Here is a 20,651-nt window from a genome sequence, read left to right as displayed (position 1 = left end):
TGCAATAAATCCTGACATGACAGGGTAGCATGCTGCGCCAATATGAACTCGTCGAACGCGTCAAGGAATACGCACCGGAGGCCGATGAGGCCCTGCTCAACCGCGCCTATGTCTATACCGTGCAGAAGCACGGCAGCCAGAAGCGCGCCAGCGGTGACCCTTATTTCAGCCACCCGGTAGAAGTGGCCGGCCTGATGACCGAGCTGAAACTCGATCAGCAGACGATCATGACCGCGCTGCTCCACGATACCGTGGAAGACACGCTGGCCACGATCGAGGAGATCGAAAAGCTGTTCGGCCCCGATGTCGCGCGGCTGGTCGACGGCGTGACCAAGCTCTCCAAGATCGAGGCGATGACCGAGAGCGAGCGCGCGGCCGAAAACCTGCGCAAGTTCCTGCTGGCGATGAGCGAGGACCTGCGCGTCCTGCTGGTGAAGCTGGCCGACCGTCTGCACAACATGCGCACCCTCCACTTCATCAAGAAGCCGGAGAAACGCCAGCGCATCGCCCGCGAAACCATGGATATCTACGCGCCGCTGGCCGAGCGCGTGGGCATGTACGAATACATGCGCGAGATGCAACTGCTCGCCTTCGAGCAGCTGGAGCCGGAAGGCTACGCCACGATCACCGGGCGCCTGGCCCAGATCCGCAGCCAGGAAGGCGGACAGGTCGATGCCATCGCGCTGTCGATCAAGCAGGCGCTGGCCGAAGCCGGACTCAACGTCGAGGTTTCCGGGCGTGAGAAGCACCCCTACTCGATCTGGCGCAAGATGGCCGAGCGCCACGTCACCTTCGAACAGATCACCGACATCATGGCGTTCCGCGTCCTGACAGATAGCGTGGAAGACACCTACAAGGCGCTGGGCGTCCTCCACCAGGCCTGGCAGATGATCCCGGGCCGGTTCAAGGACTATATCTCCACGCCCAAGTCCAACGGCTACCAGTCGCTGCACACAGCGCTGATCTTCCAGCGCTCGATGCGCATGGAAGTGCAGATCCGCACCCAGGACATGCACCGCCTGAACGAGTTTGGCCTTGCCGCGCACTGGGCTTACAAACAGGGCGGCGTACGGCCTGACGGTCAGGTGGGCTGGCTGCGCGACCTCATCGAGATCGTCGATGCCAGCCACGATGCCGAAGAACTGCTCGAAAACACGAAGATGGCGATCTACCAGGACCGCATCTTCGCCTTCACCCCCAAGGGCGCGCTGTTCCAGCTGCCCAAGGGTTCGACCACGGTCGACTTCGCCTACGCCGTCCACACCAATCTGGGCAACGCAGCCGTCGGCGCCAAGATCAACGGCCGTCACGTGCCCCTGCGCACCCAGTTGGCCAACGGCGATGTCGTGGACATCATCAAGAGCCCCACCTCAGAACCGCAGTTGCCCTGGCTCGGCTTCGTCGTCACCGGCAAGGCCCGCGCCGCCATCCGCCGGGCGGTGCGCGCCAAGGAACGCGCCGAAGTCGCCGAGATCGGCTCCAAGCTCTACGACGAGATCGCCGGCCGCCTGCCCCAGCGCATCGGCAAGAAGGCCCTCTCCGGCGCGATCGACCGGCTCGACCTGCGCGACGAGGAAGACCTGATGTTCGCCATCGGCTCTGCCCGCTTCACCGACCGCCAGGTAATGGAAGCTCTGGTCCCCGGCAGCACCGACGAAATGCCCGAAGACCCCGAATGGACCCGCGCCGAACGCGCGATCTCGATCCGCGGCCTGACACCGGGCATGGGCTTCGAACTGGCCGAATGCTGCCACCCCGTCCCCGGTGACCGCATCGTCGGCCTGCGCCGCCCGGACCACAAGGTGGAAGTCCACACGATCGACTGCATGACACTCGCCAGCGGCGTGGACGCAGACTGGCTGGACCTGTCCTGGGGCGAACGCACGACCGGCGCCGTCGGCCGCCTGCGGCTGGTGCTCTACAACCGCCCCGGCACGCTGGCCGAAGTGACGCAGATTTTCGCGAGCAACCGCGCGAACGTCACCAATCTGCAGATGACCCAGCGCGACGAACCCTTCGGCACATACGAAGTGGATCTCGAAGTGTCCGACCTCGCGCACCTGACGCGGATTTCCGGGGCGCTGCGGGCCAGTGAGGCCGTCGCGGACGCCGAAAGGATTTGAAGGGGGAAGACCTGGGGCCATCGCCCCAGACCCCGGAAATGTCGAGGCCACGCATGCAGCTTCCCAAGTGCGCCCACGGTGAGCCGGGAGACATCATGGCCTGCGGCAGCAGGGAGCGCGCGAGGTAGCTCCACGCGCTGGGACGACATTAAAGGGGTCTGGGGCGATGGCCCCAGGTCTTCCCTTCAAACCTCCAGAAACACTTCCACCTCATCCCCTTCGACAAGGTCTTCCGCCCGCCGCACCGCAGCCTTGACCGGCAGCAGCCATCCTCCGTCCGACTTGCTCGGGAACACCGAGGTCGCAAAGCCAGTCCCGCCGATGCGCGCCTTGACCTTCAGCGAGCCGAACCCGCGCGACACGCCTTCCAGCTTGCGCATGATCGCGGTGCCCGAAAGCGCCTCTCCCGCTGCGCCGTCGATGGTGAGGAAGTGCCAGGTTCCATTGTTCGCACCGCCCGTCCAGCGCCATAGCGGGCCGGTATGCGTAAGCTGCTCCGTCATCACCGCGCTCATCGCTTCGCCTCGCGAATCGGCACAGACACGTTGCACACGTCGACGCCGCCTGCAGGCCGGATGTAGAAATCGTCCTTCCGGTTCGCCCGCTTGTCGACATAGGCCGCAAAGCTGGCGCTTCCAGTGGAAAGGTACTCATAGACCGGCAGGCCCGGAACCTCGTCCCCCATTCGCACAGAGAGGATTGCAGTACGCTCCTCTGCCTTTTCGTAAAAGCCCAGCGCTCCCGTCCCGCGCCCAAGAGAAGAAAGGTTCTCGATCCCCGCGATGACCCGCCCAACGAGCGCTATGTTGCGGTCGAGCTGGCGCGGCGCCTGTCCGATCACAGTGTAGAGTTCTGCGCCAGTGCCGGCGTCCGGTGAAACATTGCGGCCCACACCAACCATGCCGTAGCAATGGACCGGCCAGACGTCGGTTCGGGCAACCTCATCGCCGTCGCTTTCCTGCGACTGAAGGCCAATAGGCCAGCCTTCGAGGATGCCGGTTCCCGCCGCATAGGGATCATTGCCGGGCGCGATCGCGAGAAAACGCTGCAAGCGGCCCTGTGGCGACAGGATATAGCCTGCGCCTTCCTCCTGCTCATGTGGCCCGAAAGCGGCGCCGTACTGCGCTACATAGTCCTGCTCGCGACTGGCCGCGAGCCCGCTCGGCAAAGCCTTCGCCTTGCCCGGCGTCTCTCCATCGGGGTCGCCCCACTGCACGACGTAATTGTCCTGAACCCGGACCACGGCGATTCCGTCGAACCAGCGCGCGGCGACGAGCTTTCGGATGTTTCCGGTCCACCGTTGCGAGAACGGCGCCGGCATCAACTGGATCACCACCCGGCGAGCGTGCCCCTTTGCGTCCGGCGCGAGATCCATGACCATCAGGTCGGACGGCGCGATGCGCGACCAGTCGGCCTGCGGGGCCGCTTCGACGATATCGCTCGGCGTCAACGGCTTGGGAGCGTCCGCAGCCGCCAGGGGTGAGGTAAAAAGGCCCGCAAAGGCCAGCCCGGAAAGAAATATGCGCATTGGCCCTTCATGCCACCCTCACACCGCTTGCGAAACCCCACAGCCCGCGCTAGGGGCCAGCGCCTATCCAGTGCATGCGGAGCGGTGGCCGAGTGGTCGAAGGCGCTCGCCTGGAAAGTGAGTATACGCCAAAAGCGTATCGAGGGTTCGAATCCCTCCCGCTCCGCCAGCAGTTTAACTGCAACCAGCCCAAGTCCCGACCTCTGGAATACACTGCCTCCGGGCGGGGACGAGGCGTCAGCTCGCGCGCATTGTTGCATCGCAGCAACATTCGCAAAAAGCTGGATACTCCCAGCCTTGCAATTCTGTAATCATGCCGTCCTAGCCATCGATAAGGGGGTTATTCGCCATGAAAACACCTGTTTTGCTGAAACTCGTTTCAGATAAGGCTTTTGCGAACGAGCGCGTCAGGATCGACGGAACGGAATTTCAACGCTGCACGTTCGAGAACTGTATCCTCACGTACACCGGTGCGGGACGCTTCATTCTTCATGACTGTGACGGTGCCGACGGCGCAGTGGAGTTTGAGGGACCTGCCGCAAGCACCCTTCACGCGCTGCAGAACGCCTATGCCGACGGAATGGACAGTTGGGTCGAGGGCATCTTCGCCAGCATTCGAAGCTCGAAGCCGGATATCCGGGTCGGCGGCTGACAAAAAACATAGCTGCAAACGTGCTGCGCGGGCGATCAGGCCCGCTCCCAGCGCCGAAAAAAGCTGCCAACCCATTCAAAACTAGGCGCCGCAACCCTATATGCACCAAGCGGCCGATACGTCGGTCCGGGGCCTATATCCGTTAGTGCGATTTCCCGCTTTGCGTAGCGCAGCGAATCGCATTAATGACGCCCAAATCCGATCACGCGACAATAACGATTCAGGAGAACGTCTATAGCACCCCCTCCCCGGCGTATGATGACGCCACCGGTCAAGAGTGGACCGCGGTTCAATAACATGATCCAGTCGGACAAGGTCCGGGTTATCGACCAGGACGGCGAGAATCTCGGCGTCATGTACACGCGCGAAGCGATCGAACAGGCGAACGGCGTAGGCCTCGACCTGGTCGAAGTGTCGCCCAACGCCGACCCGCCGGTGTGCAAGTTCCTCGATGTTGGCAAGTACCGGTATGAGGCCCAGAAAAAGGCCAATGCCGCGCGCAAGACCCAGAAGACGCAGGAGATCAAAGAGATCAAGATGCGTCCGAACATCGACGACCACGACTATGACGTGAAGATGCGCAACATTCATCGCTTCATCGAAGACGGCGACAAGGTGAAGGTCACCCTGCGCTTTCGCGGTCGCGAACTTTCGCATCAGCAGCTCGGCATGGACCTGCTGCGCCGCGTTCAGACCGACTGCGAGGAGATAGCCAAGATCGAGGCTTATCCCCGCATGGAAGGTCGCCAGATGCTGATGGTGCTCTCGCCCAAATAAGGCGAAGCCCCGGATCATGACGGGATACGAAGGGCGCGGCCATTGGTCGCGCCCTTTCTCGTAGGATCGGCCCAGAAAGATGGGAAAGGGGCGTGAGGATGGTGTCCCGCCCCTTATCGGCAGATACGAACTGCCGATCGCCGCAGTGCAATGCCACTCATTCATTCAGGCCAGCGGGAGAATTCGCGCGCCGTATTACAGCGCGCCGTGGCAGGAGCGCGCTTAGCCCTTCCACTCACGGCGGTCTTCGGCCGCGCGCAGGACTTCGTAGGCAACCTGATATATCTGGAAGGCCTTGGCGGCTTCCGCATCGCCAGGACGCACGTCAGGGTGGACTTCCTTGGCGCGGCTGCGCCAGGCCTTCTTCACCGCGTCGAAATCCGCATCGGGGTCCAGCCCCAGCGCTTCGAGTGCGCGCAGTTCATCGCCGCTGCGAGAGCCATCGCCCGAGCCGGTCCAACCGTAGTGGGCCGTTTCCTTGAAACCGGAAAAGTCCGAACGCTCCTGCGCCTCGCGCATCGCCGCTTCCTCGGCGTCGAGGCCGGCGAAATAGTCCCAGCCCGAATTGTATTCGGCGGCGTGCTTCTGGCAGAAATACCAGCGGTCGGGATTGTTCGGGCTCTTGGGCGCGGGGCAGTTGCCGGGATCGTTGCACCCGTGGCGGTCGCACAGACGAACCTGCGCCGCATCGCGCGAGCTGCCATAGCCGCGCCAGCGAGGGAATCCCCAGTCAGATGATCGACGTACGCGGCTCATCCGAGGGGCGATAAGCCGCGACTCGACGGCGATGCAACCCCCGCCCGCCATTTCGACGCGAAATCAGCGCCGCGCAGACATGTTTCGGGCCCGGAAGGCAGTAGCTGCCCTCCGAGCCCGACATTCATCAATCGTATGGGTAGCGCCCGATCAGTCAATCGTGACGGTCACAGCGCGGCGGTTCTGTGCCCAGGACTGCTCATCCGAACCCAGAGCGATCGGGCGCTCCTTGCCGTAGCTGACGGTTGAGAGACGCGAGGGATCGACGCCCAGGCTGATGAGGTAGTTCTTGGCGGAGTTGGCACGGCGTTCGCCCAGCGCAAGGTTGTACTCACGGGTGCCACGCTCGTCGGCATGGCCTTCGATGGTCGCGCGCTTGGCGGGGTACTGCATGAGCCACTGCGCCTGCTTGGACAGTGCCTGCTGGCTTTCGGCATCGACGTCCGACTTATCGAGCGAGAAGTAGATCGTGTCCGAACCCATCATCTTCGCGACGAAATCGGCCTGGCTGCCTGCCATCGCGCCCATCGACTGGCTCGGGCCCGAGGTCGTGGTGGCCGGGCCCGGCTCGGGCGGGAGCTGTGCGGGAGCTTTCTTGCCGCAGGCCGAAAGCGCCAGCGCCCCGGCGACGACGATAGCGACGGTTCCGGCGCGGTTCATCCGGGCAAACGTAAGAATGGAAGGCATCAGGCGATCTCCTATGCTGCTCAGCCTCGTAAAATGGCCGGCACGGTCTGTAGTTCCGTTCAATATTTAACACATTTATCCTGAACAGACGCCAACGAATCCCGAAAGAGTCGTCGGTGCCCGTTCGGACCCTGCGCGATCAGGGACGCACGGGGCCCCAGGCCGGATCCGAAGCGCCGACCGGGGTGGGCAGCTTGCGCTCGTTACGGCCCGTCAGGTCTACCTGCCAAATCCCGGCGACGCCGGTGCTTCGGGCCGTGCGGAAGAACTGCACGATACGTCCGTTCGGCGACCAGGTGGGCGCCTCGTCCTGCCACGAATCGGTGAGATGGCGCATGCCGCCGCCGCTTGGGCTCATCACCGCCACACGCAGGTTGCCCGCGATGTGCGTGAAGGCGATCTGGTCGCCGCGCGGGCTCCATTCCGGGGTGGCCGCACGCCCGCCAAAGAAGCTGATGCGCTTCTGACCCGAGCCATCTGCTGCCATCACATAGATCTGCTGGCTGCCCGAACGGTCGCTCTCGAACACGATCTGACGGCCATCGGGCGAGTAGCTGCCGCCGATGTTGATGCCCGGCCCGTTGGTAAGCCGCTGCGGGGTCCCGCCGCCCGCCGAGGAGATGCGGTAGATGTCCGTCGTACCGCTCTTGGCCATCGAATAGAGCACCCACTTGCCGTCCGGCGACCAGCGCGGGGCAAGCGTGGGACTACCGGTGCGCGCGACCAGAGTCTGGCGATCTGTCGCGAGATCATAGGAATAGATGCTCGGCTGGCCGTTGAGATAGGACAGGTAGAGGATCTTCGAATAGTCGGGCGAATAGCGCGGGGTCAGCGCCATGGCCTGCCCGCTGGTCAGGTAGCGGTGGTTGGCGCCGTCCGAATCCATGATCGCCAGCCGCTTCATGCGGTGGTCCTTGGGTCCGGTCTCGGCGATGTAGGCGATCTTTGAATCGAAGAACGGGCTTTCGCCGGACAGGCGCGAATAGACCATGTCGGCGCACTTGTGCGCGGCGCGGCGCCAGTCGGACGGCGGGACCTGCCAGCCGCCCTTCACGAGCTGCTGCTTGAGGCGCACGTCGTAGAGATAGCAGCCCACGGTGATCGTACCGTCGCCGCCAGCGCGCACGAAGCCCTGCACCAGCATGTCGGCACTGCGCGAGGCCCAGGTGCCGTAGTCGGGCGCCTGGATCTGGGCATAGGCGGGCTGCGGCAGGCCGTCCGGGCCCGAGGGCTTGAACAGCCCGTTGTTCTTGAGGTCGGCGGCGACCACCTGCGACAGCGCGCGGCCCAGCGCCGCGGTCGAACCGGCGTTGGTGCGCGTCGGCACGTCGGCGTCGGTGGCGAACGAGGTGATGGCGATGCCGAGGTCCTGCCACTCGCTGTCGTCCGACACGGTGACTTCAAGGCCTTCGGCATCGGCCGGCGGCACCGCAACCGGCACAGCTGCCTGGGCAAAAGCGGCGCCGGAGCCCGCCAGCGAACTCGAAAGCATCAACCCCAAAGCGAGGATGTGGGTTATCTTCATTGCGATAGCCTTCTGTCAAAGTTGGTCGTCACGACCTTCCAGCCCTCGTAGAGGTCATCGGGCAGATTGAACGGCGCGGCAAGCTTGACCGCGCGGATTGCCTGTTCCTGGTGGCGCGTCACCTGCGCCTGGTTCGTGGCGTTCTGGCCGGTGGTGCTGATCACCTCCGGCTCGCCGGAAAGGCTGCCATCGCGGGCCAGTCGAAAACGCACCTTGGTGACCAGCAGTTCGACATCGGCACCCTGCGGCGCCTGCCAGTGCGGCTTGAGCTGTCGGCTGATCGCCGCACCAAGCGCAGAGCGAGCGGCCGCGCCGATCTGCGCTGCGGGAGCGCCAGTCTGCTTGGGCGCGCTGGCGCCCGGCGTACCGGCCTTGAACGCATCGTCGAACGCGCTGCTGCCGGCCTTCTTGGGCGGCGACGCGCTCGTGCTCGAACCCGCCGTGCGGCCCGGAGGTGCAGGCTTGGCCGGCGACTTGACGATGTTGTCGATTGCGCTCGACTTGCGGGTCGTCGGCGGAGCCGGCTGCCTGGGCGGAGCCTTCTCGGCCGGCTTGGGAGCGGGTTTCGGCGCAGCTTTGGGAGGCGCCGGCTTCGGCTCAGGCTTGGGCTGCGGCTTGGGGACCGGCTTTGGCGGTGCCTTGGGCGCAGGCTTGGGCACGGGCTTCGGCTTGGGCTCAGGCTTGGGCGGCTGCGGCTTTTCCACCACGCGCGGCGCAGGCTCGGGCGCAGGCCTGGGCTCGGGCGGGGGCGCAGGGGCAGGCTGTGCCTCGGGCACGGGCGCGGCTTCGGGTGCCGGTTCACCCAGTTCCGGGCTCTTGTCCGGTGCAGCCTGTGCGTTCGGATTGGGCGAAGTCGAGGTCTTGGCGATCTCGTCGCTGATCGTCACTTCGATGCGCTGGGGCGGCTTGACCACGTCGTTGTGGCGCGGGCTGAACAGAATCGCCCCAAGCACGGCCAGGTGCAAGGCGATCGCGACGCCCAGGCCAATGCCTTCATCCTTGCGCAGTCCTTTCGATGCCATCAGGTGGACCCTACCGCGCGCGCCTTAACCGCCGCTGACATCGGTCACCAGAGAGATCGAGGTAAAGCCGGCGCGGTTCAATTCGCCCATGACTTCCATAACCCGGCCATAATCGAGCGCCTTGTCGGCGCGCAGCGTGACCAGCGGGGGCTTGCCCTCGGCATCCTTCGGCGTCGCGGCGAGACGGTCGGGCAGTTCGCCGGGCGCCAGTTCGTCGGCTTCGTAGAACACCGCGCCGTCACGGCGCAGGGTGATCTCGATCTGGCCCTGCTCCTCGCTCATCGCCTTGGCGCGGGTTTCGGGCAGCTCGATAGGCACCGCCGCCTTGAGCAGCGGCGCGGTAACCATGAAGATGATCAGCAGCACCAGCATCACGTCGACCAGCGGCGTGACGTTGATTTCCGCCATGGGCCCGCGCGAACCACGTCCACGCCTGCGGCCCCGGCCTCCGCCTGCGAGACCCATGCCCATCAGCGCTGCTCCAGCTGGCGGGTCAGCGCGGCATGGAGATGATCGGCAAAGCGCTGGAGACGGCTCTCGAAGCCGTTAACCCGGTGCGAGAAACGGTTGTAGGCGATAACTGCCGGAATGGCCGCGAACAGGCCGATGGCGGTGGCGAACAGCGCCTCCGAAATGCCCGGTGCGACGACGGCGAGCGAGGAATTCTGCTGCTGACCGATGTCGAAGAAGCTCTTCATGATGCCCCAGACGGTGCCGAAAAGGCCCACGAACGGCGCCACGGAACCCACAGTCGCCAGGAAGTTGAGGCGGTCGGACAGCTTGTCCGCTTCCTCACCCACGGCCGCGTTCATGATCAGGGCGATGCGCTGGCGCGCGCCTTCCGCGTCGACCTTGACGCCTACGTTGCGCCGCCATTCGCCAAGGCCTGCGCCTGCAACCTTGCCCATCGGCACGTCGCCGCGCCGGCGTTCCTTCTGGTAGGTCTCGAAGTTCTGGGCTTCCCAGAAACCTTCCTCGTACTCGTTGCAGCGGCGCGAGGCCGCGCCCATGCGCAGCGTGAAGGTGATGATGATCGCCCACACCCAGATGCTGGCCAGGACCAGGCCGGCCATGATCGCCTGCACGACGATGTCGGCATCGAGGAACAGCTTCACCGGATTAAGTCCGCCGGATTCCCCAGCGAAAGAAATGGTGGAGGCGAGCAGGTCGAGCGTCATTCTTGTCCTTCCCGGCCGGCTATGCCGGATTGTAATGCTGTGCCGGCTATGCCGGATTTCAAACTTGTTACGACTGCGCCAAGGTCAGGCGCATCGTCTGCGGATATCGGAACCAGCGAGGCGAAGGCTTGCTGCCATGCCTCGGGTTGCCTGCGCGGTCGTCCTTCAAGACTGATGAACCCGACCTTTACCGTGGCCTCGCAAAGCCGCACGGCGCCGCGCCTTGCGACCTGCCGCAAGGTAGCTGAGACGCGGCCTATGCTTTCCGCCCAGGTATCGATCACCACCGCGTCGCCCAGCCGCGCGGGGGCAAGGTATCGCAGGTTGGCCTCGGCCACGGCGTAGAGCCCCAGGCCCGCCTCGATCGCGCCGCTCTGGTCGACGCCGAGCATGTCCAGCAGGTCCGAACGGGCGCGCTCGAACCAGGCAAGGTAATTGGCGTGGTAGACGACACCGCCCGCATCCGTGTCCTCGTAGAACACGCGAAGAGCGTAGCGATGGATATCGCCGTCGATCACGCCTGTCTGCGGGGATGGGTCACGCGAAGTCGTGCCGCTGGAAGGGGGATTGTCCGTCATGCCGGCGGGTTGTGTAGCGGGGCCGGGGGCGACTTCAACCCCGAAGCCATGAGAACATGGCCTCGCAGGCTGAAGCGACAGGTAAATTTTTCGTGGACGGCGGTACTGGGAGTTCGTTTGAGAATGGGCATCGGCCCGTTCTGCCGCCCCCTCAGTCCACGATCATCTGGAAGAAGTCGCGCCCGCCGAAGATGTGGACGTGCAGGTGCGGCACTTCCTGATGCCCGGCGCGGCCCATGTTGACCATCAGGCGGTAGCCCGGCCCGTCGAGTTCCAGCTGGCGCGTGACATTGCCCACCGCGCGCATGAACCCGGCGATCTCGGCATCTTCGGCCTTGGCGGTGAAATCGTCCCACGACACGTAAGGGCCTTTGGGAATCACTAGCACGTGGACCGGCGCCTGCGGGCGGATGTCGTTGAAAGCCAGCGCATGCTCATCCTCGTAGACCTTCGAGCACGGCAGTTCGTCGCGCAGGATCTTCGCGAAGATGTTGTTGGCATCGTAGGGCAGGCGGGGGTCGATGGGCATATGTCTCTCCGGTGGATTAAGGGCCGGGTGGATGCAGCTTTCAGTCCTTGGGCCGCGCGGCTTTCTCGGCGATGCCGGACGTACCTTCGCGCCGGTCCAGCTCGGCCATGACCTCAGCCAGCGGCACGTCTTTTGCGGCCAGCAGGACCATGAGGTGAAAGATCAGGTCTGCCGCCTCGCCCACCAGCGCCTGACGGCTTTCCGTCAGCGCGGCGATCACCGTTTCGGTGGCTTCCTCGCCCAGCTTCTGGGCTATCTTGCCCACGCCTTTGGCGTTGAGGCGGGCTACGTAGCTCGAATCAGGATCGGCGTTCAGGCGCTGGGCGATCGTGGCTTCGAGGCGCGCGAGGGTGTCGGAACTGCTCATGATGCGCCTGCCAATGCGGCCCGGCGCGGGCGCGGTCAAGCCGTCAGCGTAGCGGAAGGATCAGTCTTCGCCCTCACCGTCGCCGCGCTTGGACGACAGTTTGCGGCCGATGGCGACACCCGCGACGCCCATCGCCAGCAGGAACATGCTGCTTGGCTCGGGCAAGGGAATCCCGCCCGCCGCATAGGCAGGACTCGACACCGCTAAAAACGGGACGAGCGCTGGCAGGTATCTGAAGATTGTCACCGATAGGTTCCTGCGTGTCGAACTTGACCGCCCGCCCCATCGGCCCATTACCGCATGGCAGCAAGTGCCGTTGAACGAATGTCCCGATTAGAACCAGTCAACAATGGTAAATTGGCCCGTTAAGGCTATCGTCATCCTCGCGCAGGAAGACCTGCATCGCGCAGGGCCGTATGGGCCTCGCCGATCGAATGTTTGCCGAAATGGAAGATCGAGGCGGCCAGCACCGCGCTTGCATGGCCCTCAGTCACACCTGCGACGAGGTGGTCGAGATTGCCCACGCCGCCCGAAGCGATCACCGGCACCGACACTGCATCGGCAATGGCACGCGTCAGTGCGAGGTCGTAGCCGTTCTGGGTGCCGTCGCCGTCCATCGAGGTGACCAGCAGTTCGCCCGCGCCGTATCCGGCCAGCTTCACCGCATGTTCCAGCGCGTCGATCCCGGTCGCCTTGCGGCCGCCGTGGGTGAATATCTCCCAGCGCCCCGGAGCCACGCGGCGCGCGTCCACCGAGGCGACGATGCACTGCGAGCCGAACTTCTCGGCGATATCAGCCACCACCTCGGGGCGAGATACGGCGGCGGAATTCACCGCCACCTTGTCCGCGCCCGCCAGCAGCAGGGCGCGCGCGTCCTCGGCGGTGCGTACACCGCCGCCCACGGTCAGCGGCATGAAGCAGACCTCGGCGGTGCGCTGCACCACGTCGAGCAGGGTGCCGCGTCCTTCATGGCTCGCCGAAATGTCGAGGAAGCACAGTTCGTCCGCTCCGGCAGCGTCATAGGCGCGCGCCTGTTCCACCGGATCGCCGGCGTCCTTGAGGTCAACGAAGTTGACGCCCTTGACCACGCGGCCATCGCGAACGTCGAGGCAGGGGATGACACGGATACGAACTGTCATTGCGTCACTCCACGGGCTTGAAGAACAGCAGGACCGCGAATACCGCCACTACGGCGCAGATCGCGACGTTGAAGGCGGTATAGGTCCAGAACTTGCGCGGATCGTCGGCGCGGCGCGTTTCCACGGTGGAACGGCGGCGGCTGAACAGCATCAGGCGCGCCCTGCCCTCGCGGTAGTCGCGCCATGCCCAGATGACGCCCGGCACGAAGATCACCAGCGCCAGTACGGCGATCAGGCGGTTGTCGTTCACCCCTCGCGCTCGGCCATCTGGATCGCGGCGGCAAGGTCGAGGCGCCCATCGTACAGCGCGCGGCCGGTGATGACGCCCTCGATGCCGTCCTTGGCATGAAGCGCAAGCAGGCGGATATCGTCGAGGCCCTTCACACCGCCGCTGGCGATCACCGGCAGGTCGGTACGACGGGCAAGATCGACGGTGGCATCGATGTTCACACCCTTGAGCAGGCCGTCGCGGCCGATGTCGGTGAACAGCAGGCTGGCGACGCCGGCATCCTCGAAACGGCGGGCCATGTCGACGATCGAAACGTCGGACACTTCGGCCCAGCCCTCAGTCGCGACCATGCCGTCACGCGCGTCCACGGCGACGACGATACCGCCCGGGAATTCCTTCGCCATGTCCTTGACGAACTGCGGGTCCTTCAGCGCGGCGGTGCCCATGACCACGCGGCTGACGCCAAGGTCGAACCAGCCCGCGACCGCCTCGGCGGTGCGGATGCCGCCCCCCAGCTGGACGTGACCCGGGAACGCCTCGATAATTGCCTCGACCGCCTCGCGGTTCTCCGCCCGGCCCGCGAACGAGCCGTCTAGATCGACAACGTGGAGGAACTGCGAACCGGCTTCGGCAAAAAGCATCGCCTGGGCTGCCGGATCGTCACCATAGACGGTGGCACGGGCCATATCACCTTCGGCCAGACGCACGACCTGACCCTGCTTGAGGTCGATGGCGGGAAATACGATCATAGTGGCAAGTTCCTGAGGTTCCGAGGGCGGCCCTGGGCAGCGGACTTCACGGCTTCCACTCCAGGAACCGCGCGAGCAGCGAGAGGCCGTAGCCCTGGCTCTTTTCCGGGTGGAACTGCACGCCTACGACGTTGTCCTTGGCCACTGCGGCAACAAGGCCGCCGCCATGGTCTGTCATCGCCGCCACGTTCGAACCGTCCTCCGGCGCGAAGTGGTAGGAGTGCAGGAAGTAGGCTTCGCCCGGCTCGATCAGGCCGCTGGCCGGATCGTGGCGGCCCAGCCCCACGTCGTTCCAGCCCATGTGCGGGATCTTGATCCGGGGATCGGTGCGCTCGATCTTCTGGACCTGCCCGTCGATCCAGCCGAGGCCCTCGGTAACGCCGTGTTCAAGCCCCCGCGTGGCGAGAAGCTGCATGCCGACGCAAATGCCCAGGAACGGCGCACCGCCCACCTGCACCCGCTCGGTCATCGCCTCGACCATGCCGGAGATGCCCCAGAGGCCCGCCGCGCAGGCCTTGAACGAGCCCACGCCCGGCAGGACGATACGGTCCGCCGCGCGCACCACGGATGGATCGGCGGTGATTGCCACGTCTTCGGCGCCCGCCGCCCGCAGCGCATTGGCGACCGAGTGGAGGTTGCCCGCGCCGTAGTCGATCAGCGCCAGCGTCATCCAGCCAGGCCTGCGATGCTGTCGTCGAGGAAGCCATGCGCCCATTCGATCACGTCGATCTCGGCGACGCCGCCCACGACGAACGGGTCCTGCGCGGCTAGTGCGGCGACCGCATCGCGGCTCTCGCCCTTCGCCAGCAGAATGCCGCCGTCACGCGGGACCTTGCGGCCCCAGCCGAGCAGATGCCCCGCTGCGTGGTTCGCCCTGAGCCAGGCGACATGGTCGTCAAGCAGCGCGTCCACCTTGTCGATCGAGGCGGTGTAGGTGAGCGAGATAATGAAGCTGGCCATCAGAGTGTCGCCTGTCCCAGAATGCCCTTGGTCGAGGGGATCGCCCCGCCCTTGCGCGGATCGAGTTCCACCGCGGCACGCATGGCGCGCGCGAAACCCTTGAAGATGCCTTCGCAGATATGGTGGTTGTTGGTGCCGTAAAGCAGCTCGATATGCAGGGTGATGCCCACTGCCTGCGCGATCGAGTGGAACCAGTGCTCGACCATTTCGGTGTCGAACTCGCCCAGCTTGTCCTGCGTGAAGCCGGCCTTCCACACCAGATAGGGGCGGCCCGAAATGTCGAGCGACACACGCGCCAGCGCCTCATCCATGGGCGAGTGAACGTCGCCGTATCGGCCGATGCCGGCCTTGTCGCCCATTGCCTGGGTGATTGCCTGGCCGATGGCGATGGCGCTGTCCTCGGTCGTGTGGTGCTGGTCGACGTGGAGGTCGCCCTTAATGCGGCAGGTGATGTCGATCAGCGAATGGCGGCTGAACTGCTCGATCATGTGGTCGAGAAAACCGATCCCGGTCGAGACCTGATAGGCGCCGGTTCCGTCGAGGTTCACTTCGACGAAGATGTCGGTTTCGTGCGTTTTGCGGGTGATCGAGGCTGTGCGCATGGCTGCGCCTATATACCCGTACGTGCCAGAATCAATCCGGTCATCCATCGCGCCCGGACCTGCCCCCTCGATGGTTTTTCCTTGGATAAACGATCGGGGAGGCGTAATTTCGCGTACGTAACGGGTTGACCACCCGATGAACGATGCGCAGGTAGTGGCGCGATGAACGATACCCCGCCAGACAGCATGATCCCTTACGATGAAATCGTGCAGGAGGCCCTTCGCGCCGTCGTTGGACGTGTGCTGGGCCAGGTAGAGGCCGCCGGCGGCGTCCTTCCGGGCAGCCATCACTTCTACATTACCTTCAAGACCGGGGCTCCGGGTGTGAGCATTCCGGCGGACCTGCGGGCCCGCTTCCCGGACGAGATGACGATCGTAATGCAGAACAAGTTCTGGGACTTGGGCGTTTCCGACCGGGGTTTCACGGTCAGCCTCAGCTTCAACCAGATGCCTGCGAAGCTGGACATTCCGTTCTCCGCGATCACCGCCTTCGTCGATCCGGCTGTAGATTTCGGCCTTCAGTTCCAGGCGATGGACGACGACGAGCAGGACGATGACATGTCCGCCACCGCCGGCAACGACGAATCGGAACGCGACGTCGCTTCGCGCATTATTCCCAGCGAAGACGGCTCCAACGTCGTCTCGGTCGATTTCGGCAAAAAGAAGTAGGCGGGCTTTCCGCCCGAGGATTACCAGGGCGATGGCTACCAAACTCAAAGAGCAGGCACAGAAAGCCGCCAAGGCGGTGGCCAACCGGCCCGCAAGCCTCCGCAAGCTGGCCGACAACGGCGGCGAACTGCATGGGCCCAGCCCCAACCCCGCCACGAACCTGGTAATCGCCGACATCGTTCTGCGCACCGGCACCACGCTGGCTCGCCGCGCGATGGAGCGGGGCGTGCTGGGCGGCAGCTATTCCTCGCGCAAGGCCAAGTCGATCCTCAGAGGACGGACGGTGGGCGAAACCCTGCTGCACGGCGCCCTTGCCCGCGTCGCGCTAAGCTCGATCCCCGGCGCGATCGTGGTGGGCGGAGCGCTGGTCGCCAAGACGCTCTATGACCGCAGCCGTGCCCGGCAGGCCCGCTGGGAAGGCGCCGCCGACCTCCGCGAAATGGCGCAGGACGGCGCCGAGGACTAGGCGGACCGCATCCGCTACAGCCGGAATTTTCCCCGAACCGGCCGCAAGCCACCTTGATTTGCGCGCTTTCCCCCGCCATCGGGGACCATGGTCCAGACCGATCCCTCCCCGGCTTCCACCGGCACGCTGTCACGGCGCGGCCTGATGTTCATCATGTCCTCGCCATCGGGCGCGGGCAAGACGACGATCTCGCGCATGTTGCTCGAACACGATCCGCACATCTGCAACTCGGTGTCCTGCACCACCCGCCCGCCGCGCCCCGGCGAGGTCGACGGCAAGGACTACCACTTCGTCACCCGCGAACAGTTCGACCGCATGGCCGAAGACGGCGACTTCCTGGAATGGGCGACCGTGTTCGGCCATAGCTACGCCACCCCCAAGGCGCAGGTGAAGGCCGGCCTCAAGGACGGGCAGGACTATCTGTTCGACATCGACTGGCAGGGCACCCAGCAGCTCTACCAGAAGCTGGAGCGCGACGTGGTCCGTGTGTTCCTGCTGCCCCCCAGCATCGAGGAACTGCGCCGCCGCCTGACCGGGCGCGGCACCGACAGCGCCGAAGTCATCCATGGCCGGATGGAGCGCGCGCGCTCCGAAATCAGCCACTGGGACGGCTACGACTACGTGGTGGTCAATGATGACATCGGCAGCTGCTTCGAGCAGGTGAAGAAGATCCTCGCCGCCGAACGCCTGCGCCGCGCTCGCCAGACCGGCCTGATCGGCTTCGTGCGCGAACTGATGCAGCCCGGCGACTGAGTTGGAGTACGGGCGCCTGTAGGCAGGCCGCCCCCTTTTTCACGGCCTTGTCCTGCGCATCTTTGCGCGATAGGCGCCACCCCAAGCAAACTTGCCCCTTTTCGGAGACCTTCTCATGTCCGACCTCGCCGCCAAGATCGAAGCCGCGTTTGACGCGCGCGACACCGTCACCCCCGCCAGCGACGATGTGCGCAAGATCGTCGAAGAGGCACTGGAGCTGCTCGATTCGGGCGCGGCGCGCGTTGCCGAGCCGGACGGCCAGGGCGGCTGGAAGGTCAACCAGTGGCTCAAGAAGGCCGTGCTCCTCAGCTTCCGCCTGTCCGACAACGCCGTGGTGGATTACGGCGCCGCCGGTGCGCCCGCCTACGACAAGGTGCCGCTCAAGTTCGCCGGCTGGGACGAAGCCCGCTTCAAGGCCGCCGGCGTGCGCGTCGTGCCCGGTGCCGTGGTGCGCCGCAGCGCCTACATCGCCAAGGGCGTGGTGCTGATGCCCAGCTTCGTGAACCTGGGCGCACACATCGGCGAAGGCACGATGATCGACACCTGGGCCACCGTCGGCTCCTGCGCGCAGATCGGCAAGAACGTTCACATCTCGGGCGGCGCCGGCATCGGCGGCGTGCTTGAGCCGCTGCAGGCCGGCCCGGTCGTGATCGAGGACAACTGCTTCATCGGCGCGCGTTCGGAAGTGGCCGAAGGCGTGATCGTGGGTGAAGGTGCAGTGCTGTCGATGGGCGTGTTCATCGGCGCCTCGACCAAGATCGTCGACCGCGCCACCGGCGAAGTCCACATCGGCCGCGTGCCGCCGTTCTCGGTGGTCGTCCCCGGCGCGATGCCCGGCAAGCCGCTGCCCGACGGCACCCCCGGCCCGTCGCTCTACTGCGCCGTGATCGTGAAGACCGTCGACGCGCAGACCCGCTCGAAGACCGGCATCAACGAACTGCTGCGCGACTAATTCCGCCGCATCTTCCAAGTCGTCGCTTCCAGGCGATCGACTTGGAAGATGCCCGGTGCGCGACCAACGCATACTTATACGGGGCGGGTGGCGGAACGCTGCCCGCCCCGGCCTGTTGTTCTGTACAAAGGGGCCGCCGCAGGCCCTCCACAATCGGAGACAGGCCATGGAAACCCGCACGCAGGAAGTCCATATCGACGAGGAAGACGCCCGTAGCGCCGAGACGCCGGGCGTTGTCCGCTACGTACTGATGATCAGCCTTGCCCTTGCGATCATCGCGCTTTCGGTGATCTGGCTGACCGGCTCCCTCTCCACCCCCGAAACCGGCGGCACTGCCGACACCGCCAAGGCAGTTGCAGAAGATGGCGGCAAGATGCCGTAACCAGTACCTGAGCGAACAGGGATCTCCCTGATGGATCTCGACCGCTTCATCGCTGCTCAGCGCGACGTGTTCGCGCAGGTCTGCGCCGAACTCGTTGACGGTGAGAAGCGCAGTCACTGGATGTGGTTCGTCTTCCCCCAGATCGCCGGTCTCGGCGCCAGCGCAATGGCCCGGCGTTACGGTGTGGAAGATCTTGGCGAGGCGCGGCGCTATCTTGCTCATCCGGTTCTGGGATCGCGGCTTGCGAAAGTGACGGAGCTTATGCTCAGCTGGGCCGGGCGCCGCAGCGCTGTCGCCATCCTGGGCCCAGTGGACGCCGTGAAATTCTGCAGTTCGATGACGCTGTTCGAACTCGCCACGCCGGCGCTCAGCAGCGAGGCCGGCCGCTTCGGCCATGCCCTTGATGCCTTCTGCGACGGCCGGCGCGATGAACGCACGATCGACATGCTCAAGCGCCTGCCTGCCCGGCCCGCCGCCTGACAACTTCCCTGCCCGCAACCCGGGAACTTTTGCGCACCGTTCCGCGTTAAGCAGCACGGTCCGAATTAAGTGCGGCCACCAAGACCGCCATCGGCCCGATGGGAGAGCCGTAATGCAACGTGTCGGAGACGAGGTTCACCTCGATGACGACGAGGCACGCGGGGGAAGCACGCCCAACATCGTCCGTTATGTGCTGATCGCCAGCCTTATCCTTGCCATTCTGGCCATGTCCGCGATCTGGATTTCGCGCGCATGGTACGACAGCCCGGAAAGAGGCCAAGCCGTAACCGCAGAGGAACATGCCCTCAGTGGCTAACGTCTACAGATGGTTTGGGCTGAACAGTGAAATTGACAGGAACCGCCTGCTTTACCGGGTTAGGTCGTAAGACCTCGATCCGGTTGCGGGCGGCTCCCGTCAAATCTGACGACAAAGTCGCCATCTCCTGTACCCACAGAACTAACTGTAACCTCTTACGAATTCCTTAACGCGCCCGAAAAATCGAGACCCTCACGTACCGCGCTTACAGCAGAGCCTGGGCAAGGTCGCGCCAGTGCGGCAGCAGTGTGTCGAACGACCCGCCCTGCCGTCCGGCGATCACTTGCAGGCAGACATGGTCCGCACCCGCGTCGAGATGCGCCTGCACGCGGTGGGCTACTTTCTCGACATTCCCGATCGCGAAAAGCGCGTCGAGCAGCCGTTCGTCGAGAGAATCGATCTCGACCTCGCTGAAACCCAGCCGCAGCCAGTTGTTCCGATAATTGGGCAGGCGGGCGTAGTGTTCCAATGCACCCAGGGCCAGTTCGCGCGCCTTGGCCGGGTCCGACTCCAGGATCACGCCCTGCTCCGGCGCCAGCAGCGGCCCCGCGCCCAGGATCGCGCGGGCCTGCGCAGTATGCTCCGGCGTGACGAGATAGGGATGCGCGCCCGCCGTCCGCTCTCCAGAGAGCGCGACCATCTTCGGCCCCAGCGCGGCAAGGCACAGATTATCCCTCGGCATCCCGGCCGCGAACAGGCCGTCGAGGAAAGCCGAAGTCACTTCGAGCGGCTTGCCCCACTTCTCGCCGATGAGGGGCCCGTGGCTGATGCCCAGCCCCAGCAGCGTGCGCGCCTTCGCGGCATCGGGCAGGCCACCGAACCACGCGGCCAGCTGCGCCGGCTCATGCTTCCAGATGTTGAGGATGCCCGTCGCGATCGTCATGCGAGACGTCACCGCCAGCAGCCGCTCCACCTCCGCCGGTGCGCCGTCGTCGATGCCGCCGGGCACCCACACCGCACCGTAGCCCAGCGCTTCGAGTTCCTCAGCCGCCGCGTTCGACAGCGCCTTGTCCCCAAAGCGCATCTCCAGCGACCATAGGCCCACTTTGCCGATCTTGGGTACGGTCATGGCTTTTCCTCATCCTTGTTCTTTCGCAGACGATGGTGGGATCGCGCGACCGGCCCGGCAAGGCATTTGCCCGACAGCCCGCCCGGCATCGCCCGAGCGACCAAATCCGCCCCCTGCCGCACCTAGCACTGCGTCCACTTGCCCGCCCGCAGCACCCGGCCTA

Annotated in this window: 29 protein-coding genes and 1 tRNA gene; 11 read left to right on the top strand and 19 right to left on the bottom strand. The window is 65.0% G+C overall.

What is annotated here, in order from left to right; translation table 11 throughout:
- Nucleotides 1-29 precede the first annotated feature (29 nt).
- Nucleotides 30-2,123, top strand: a complete 2,094-nt coding sequence (locus GVL61_RS03740) for a bifunctional (p)ppGpp synthetase/guanosine-3',5'-bis(diphosphate) 3'-pyrophosphohydrolase (protein ID WP_159977114.1) — start codon at nucleotides 30-32, stop codon at nucleotides 2,121-2,123.
- Between the two features lie 185 nt (nucleotides 2,124-2,308).
- On the opposite strand, the gene GVL61_RS03735 is transcribed toward GVL61_RS03740, so the two are convergent.
- Entirely contained in the window at nucleotides 2,309-2,638 is a 330-nt protein-coding gene (locus GVL61_RS03735; RefSeq protein WP_159977112.1) for a DUF1905 domain-containing protein, read from the bottom strand.
- On the bottom strand, nucleotides 2,635-3,651 hold the full coding sequence (locus GVL61_RS03730) for a peptidylprolyl isomerase (RefSeq protein WP_159977110.1): 1,017 nt from the start codon (nucleotides 3,649-3,651) through the stop codon (nucleotides 2,635-2,637). Before GVL61_RS03730 ends, GVL61_RS03735 begins: the two co-directional genes overlap by 4 nt.
- A gap of 78 nt (nucleotides 3,652-3,729) precedes the next feature.
- Here GVL61_RS03730 and GVL61_RS03725 point away from each other — a divergent pair.
- From GVL61_RS03725 to infC, 3 genes are all read left to right on the top strand, one after another.
- A tRNA-Ser gene (locus tag GVL61_RS03725) sits at nucleotides 3,730-3,820 on the top strand.
- 180 nt (nucleotides 3,821-4,000) lie between these two features.
- A complete protein-coding gene (locus GVL61_RS03720; protein WP_159977108.1) occupies nucleotides 4,001-4,303 on the top strand; it encodes a hypothetical protein in 303 nt (100 codons plus the stop codon).
- A 255-nt stretch (nucleotides 4,304-4,558) separates the two neighbouring features.
- Nucleotides 4,559-5,080, top strand: coding sequence for a translation initiation factor IF-3 (gene infC / locus GVL61_RS03715; RefSeq protein ID WP_159977106.1), 522 nt, complete (start codon nucleotides 4,559-4,561; stop codon nucleotides 5,078-5,080).
- A 222-nt stretch (nucleotides 5,081-5,302) separates the two neighbouring features.
- On the opposite strand, the gene GVL61_RS03710 is transcribed toward infC, so the two are convergent.
- From GVL61_RS03710 to hisB, 16 genes are all read right to left on the bottom strand, one after another.
- Nucleotides 5,303-5,836, bottom strand: a complete 534-nt coding sequence (locus tag GVL61_RS03710) for a J domain-containing protein (RefSeq protein WP_043971782.1) — start codon at nucleotides 5,834-5,836, stop codon at nucleotides 5,303-5,305.
- Between the two features lie 150 nt (nucleotides 5,837-5,986).
- On the bottom strand, nucleotides 5,987-6,523 hold the full coding sequence (gene pal / locus GVL61_RS03705) for a peptidoglycan-associated lipoprotein Pal (protein WP_304621348.1): 537 nt from the start codon (nucleotides 6,521-6,523) through the stop codon (nucleotides 5,987-5,989).
- Nucleotides 6,524-6,662: 139 nt separating this feature from the next.
- Nucleotides 6,663-8,048: a Tol-Pal system beta propeller repeat protein TolB gene (tolB, locus tag GVL61_RS03700; RefSeq protein WP_159977104.1), complete on the bottom strand. Its 1,386-nt coding sequence runs from the start codon at nucleotides 8,046-8,048 to the stop codon at nucleotides 6,663-6,665.
- Entirely contained in the window at nucleotides 8,045-9,070 is a 1,026-nt protein-coding gene (locus GVL61_RS03695) for a hypothetical protein (RefSeq protein ID WP_159977102.1), read from the bottom strand. Before GVL61_RS03695 ends, tolB begins: the two co-directional genes overlap by 4 nt.
- 24 nt (nucleotides 9,071-9,094) lie before the next feature.
- Nucleotides 9,095-9,541: a biopolymer transporter ExbD gene (locus GVL61_RS03690; RefSeq protein ID WP_159977100.1), complete on the bottom strand. Its 447-nt coding sequence runs from the start codon at nucleotides 9,539-9,541 to the stop codon at nucleotides 9,095-9,097.
- A complete protein-coding gene (gene tolQ / locus GVL61_RS03685) occupies nucleotides 9,541-10,248 on the bottom strand; it encodes a protein TolQ (protein ID WP_159977098.1) in 708 nt (235 codons plus the stop codon). The genes GVL61_RS03690 and tolQ overlap by 1 nt, the downstream gene beginning before the upstream one ends.
- Nucleotides 10,245-10,826: a YbgC/FadM family acyl-CoA thioesterase gene (locus GVL61_RS03680; RefSeq protein ID WP_159977096.1), complete on the bottom strand. Its 582-nt coding sequence runs from the start codon at nucleotides 10,824-10,826 to the stop codon at nucleotides 10,245-10,247. The genes tolQ and GVL61_RS03680 overlap by 4 nt, the downstream gene beginning before the upstream one ends.
- 151 nt (nucleotides 10,827-10,977) lie before the next feature.
- Complete coding sequence (locus GVL61_RS03675) at nucleotides 10,978-11,355, bottom strand: histidine triad nucleotide-binding protein (RefSeq protein WP_159977095.1); 378 nt, start codon at nucleotides 11,353-11,355, stop codon at nucleotides 10,978-10,980.
- A 40-nt stretch (nucleotides 11,356-11,395) separates the two neighbouring features.
- Nucleotides 11,396-11,722 (bottom strand): phosphoribosyl-ATP diphosphatase, encoded by a 327-nt coding sequence (locus tag GVL61_RS03670; RefSeq protein ID WP_159977093.1) that lies wholly within the window; start codon nucleotides 11,720-11,722, stop codon nucleotides 11,396-11,398.
- Between the two features lie 60 nt (nucleotides 11,723-11,782).
- Nucleotides 11,783-11,968 carry a PEP-CTERM sorting domain-containing protein gene (locus GVL61_RS03665; RefSeq protein WP_159977091.1) on the bottom strand — a complete coding sequence of 62 codons (186 nt, stop codon included), beginning with the start codon at nucleotides 11,966-11,968 and terminating at the stop codon, nucleotides 11,783-11,785.
- Between the two features lie 131 nt (nucleotides 11,969-12,099).
- A complete protein-coding gene (gene hisF / locus GVL61_RS03660; RefSeq protein ID WP_159977089.1) occupies nucleotides 12,100-12,861 on the bottom strand; it encodes an imidazole glycerol phosphate synthase subunit HisF in 762 nt (253 codons plus the stop codon).
- A gap of 4 nt (nucleotides 12,862-12,865) precedes the next feature.
- Nucleotides 12,866-13,111 (bottom strand): hypothetical protein, encoded by a 246-nt coding sequence (locus tag GVL61_RS03655; protein ID WP_159977087.1) that lies wholly within the window; start codon nucleotides 13,109-13,111, stop codon nucleotides 12,866-12,868.
- Complete coding sequence (hisA, locus tag GVL61_RS03650) at nucleotides 13,108-13,839, bottom strand: 1-(5-phosphoribosyl)-5-[(5-phosphoribosylamino)methylideneamino]imidazole-4-carboxamide isomerase (protein WP_159977085.1); 732 nt, start codon at nucleotides 13,837-13,839, stop codon at nucleotides 13,108-13,110. The genes GVL61_RS03655 and hisA overlap by 4 nt, the downstream gene beginning before the upstream one ends.
- Before the next feature lie 46 nt (nucleotides 13,840-13,885).
- The gene (gene hisH, locus GVL61_RS03645; RefSeq protein ID WP_159977083.1) at nucleotides 13,886-14,509 is read right to left on the bottom strand and encodes an imidazole glycerol phosphate synthase subunit HisH; all 624 of its coding nucleotides are present in this window, start codon (nucleotides 14,507-14,509) and stop codon (nucleotides 13,886-13,888) included.
- Nucleotides 14,506-14,799, bottom strand: coding sequence for a YciI family protein (locus tag GVL61_RS03640; protein WP_159977081.1), 294 nt, complete (start codon nucleotides 14,797-14,799; stop codon nucleotides 14,506-14,508). Before GVL61_RS03640 ends, hisH begins: the two co-directional genes overlap by 4 nt.
- The gene (hisB, locus tag GVL61_RS03635) at nucleotides 14,799-15,401 is read right to left on the bottom strand and encodes an imidazoleglycerol-phosphate dehydratase HisB (protein WP_159977079.1); all 603 of its coding nucleotides are present in this window, start codon (nucleotides 15,399-15,401) and stop codon (nucleotides 14,799-14,801) included. Before hisB ends, GVL61_RS03640 begins: the two co-directional genes overlap by 1 nt.
- 162 nt (nucleotides 15,402-15,563) lie before the next feature.
- Here hisB and GVL61_RS03630 point away from each other — a divergent pair, with 162 nt between their 5' ends.
- The 7 genes from GVL61_RS03630 to GVL61_RS03600 all read left to right on the top strand — a co-directional run bounded on the left by GVL61_RS03630 (nucleotide 15,564) and on the right by GVL61_RS03600 (nucleotide 19,419).
- A complete protein-coding gene (locus tag GVL61_RS03630) occupies nucleotides 15,564-16,070 on the top strand; it encodes an SspB family protein (RefSeq protein WP_159977077.1) in 507 nt (168 codons plus the stop codon).
- 31 nt (nucleotides 16,071-16,101) lie between these two features.
- Nucleotides 16,102-16,536: a hypothetical protein gene (locus GVL61_RS03625; RefSeq protein ID WP_159977075.1), complete on the top strand. Its 435-nt coding sequence runs from the start codon at nucleotides 16,102-16,104 to the stop codon at nucleotides 16,534-16,536.
- 87 nt (nucleotides 16,537-16,623) lie between these two features.
- Nucleotides 16,624-17,289 carry a guanylate kinase gene (gene gmk / locus GVL61_RS03620; protein WP_159977073.1) on the top strand — a complete coding sequence of 222 codons (666 nt, stop codon included), beginning with the start codon at nucleotides 16,624-16,626 and terminating at the stop codon, nucleotides 17,287-17,289.
- Nucleotides 17,290-17,404: 115 nt separating this feature from the next.
- Entirely contained in the window at nucleotides 17,405-18,241 is an 837-nt protein-coding gene (gene dapD / locus GVL61_RS03615; protein WP_159977071.1) for a 2,3,4,5-tetrahydropyridine-2,6-dicarboxylate N-succinyltransferase, read from the top strand.
- A gap of 166 nt (nucleotides 18,242-18,407) precedes the next feature.
- Complete coding sequence (locus tag GVL61_RS03610) at nucleotides 18,408-18,623, top strand: hypothetical protein (RefSeq protein ID WP_159977069.1); 216 nt, start codon at nucleotides 18,408-18,410, stop codon at nucleotides 18,621-18,623.
- Between the two features lie 27 nt (nucleotides 18,624-18,650).
- The gene (locus GVL61_RS03605; RefSeq protein WP_159977323.1) at nucleotides 18,651-19,103 is read left to right on the top strand and encodes a DUF1810 domain-containing protein; all 453 of its coding nucleotides are present in this window, start codon (nucleotides 18,651-18,653) and stop codon (nucleotides 19,101-19,103) included.
- A 112-nt stretch (nucleotides 19,104-19,215) separates the two neighbouring features.
- The gene (locus tag GVL61_RS03600) at nucleotides 19,216-19,419 is read left to right on the top strand and encodes a hypothetical protein (protein WP_159977067.1); all 204 of its coding nucleotides are present in this window, start codon (nucleotides 19,216-19,218) and stop codon (nucleotides 19,417-19,419) included.
- Nucleotides 19,420-19,624: 205 nt separating this feature from the next.
- Here GVL61_RS03600 and GVL61_RS03595 read toward each other — a convergent pair whose 3' ends face one another.
- A complete protein-coding gene (locus GVL61_RS03595) occupies nucleotides 19,625-20,488 on the bottom strand; it encodes a TIGR03620 family F420-dependent LLM class oxidoreductase (RefSeq protein ID WP_159977065.1) in 864 nt (287 codons plus the stop codon).
- Nucleotides 20,489-20,651 lie beyond the last annotated feature (163 nt).

The sequence above is a fragment of the Novosphingobium sp. 18050 genome, from assembly GCF_902706195.1.
In the GTDB taxonomy this organism is placed as follows: domain Bacteria; phylum Pseudomonadota; class Alphaproteobacteria; order Sphingomonadales; family Sphingomonadaceae; genus Novosphingobium.
Note: the sequence above shows the minus strand (reverse complement) of the source record. Positions and strands in the feature narration are given on the sequence as shown.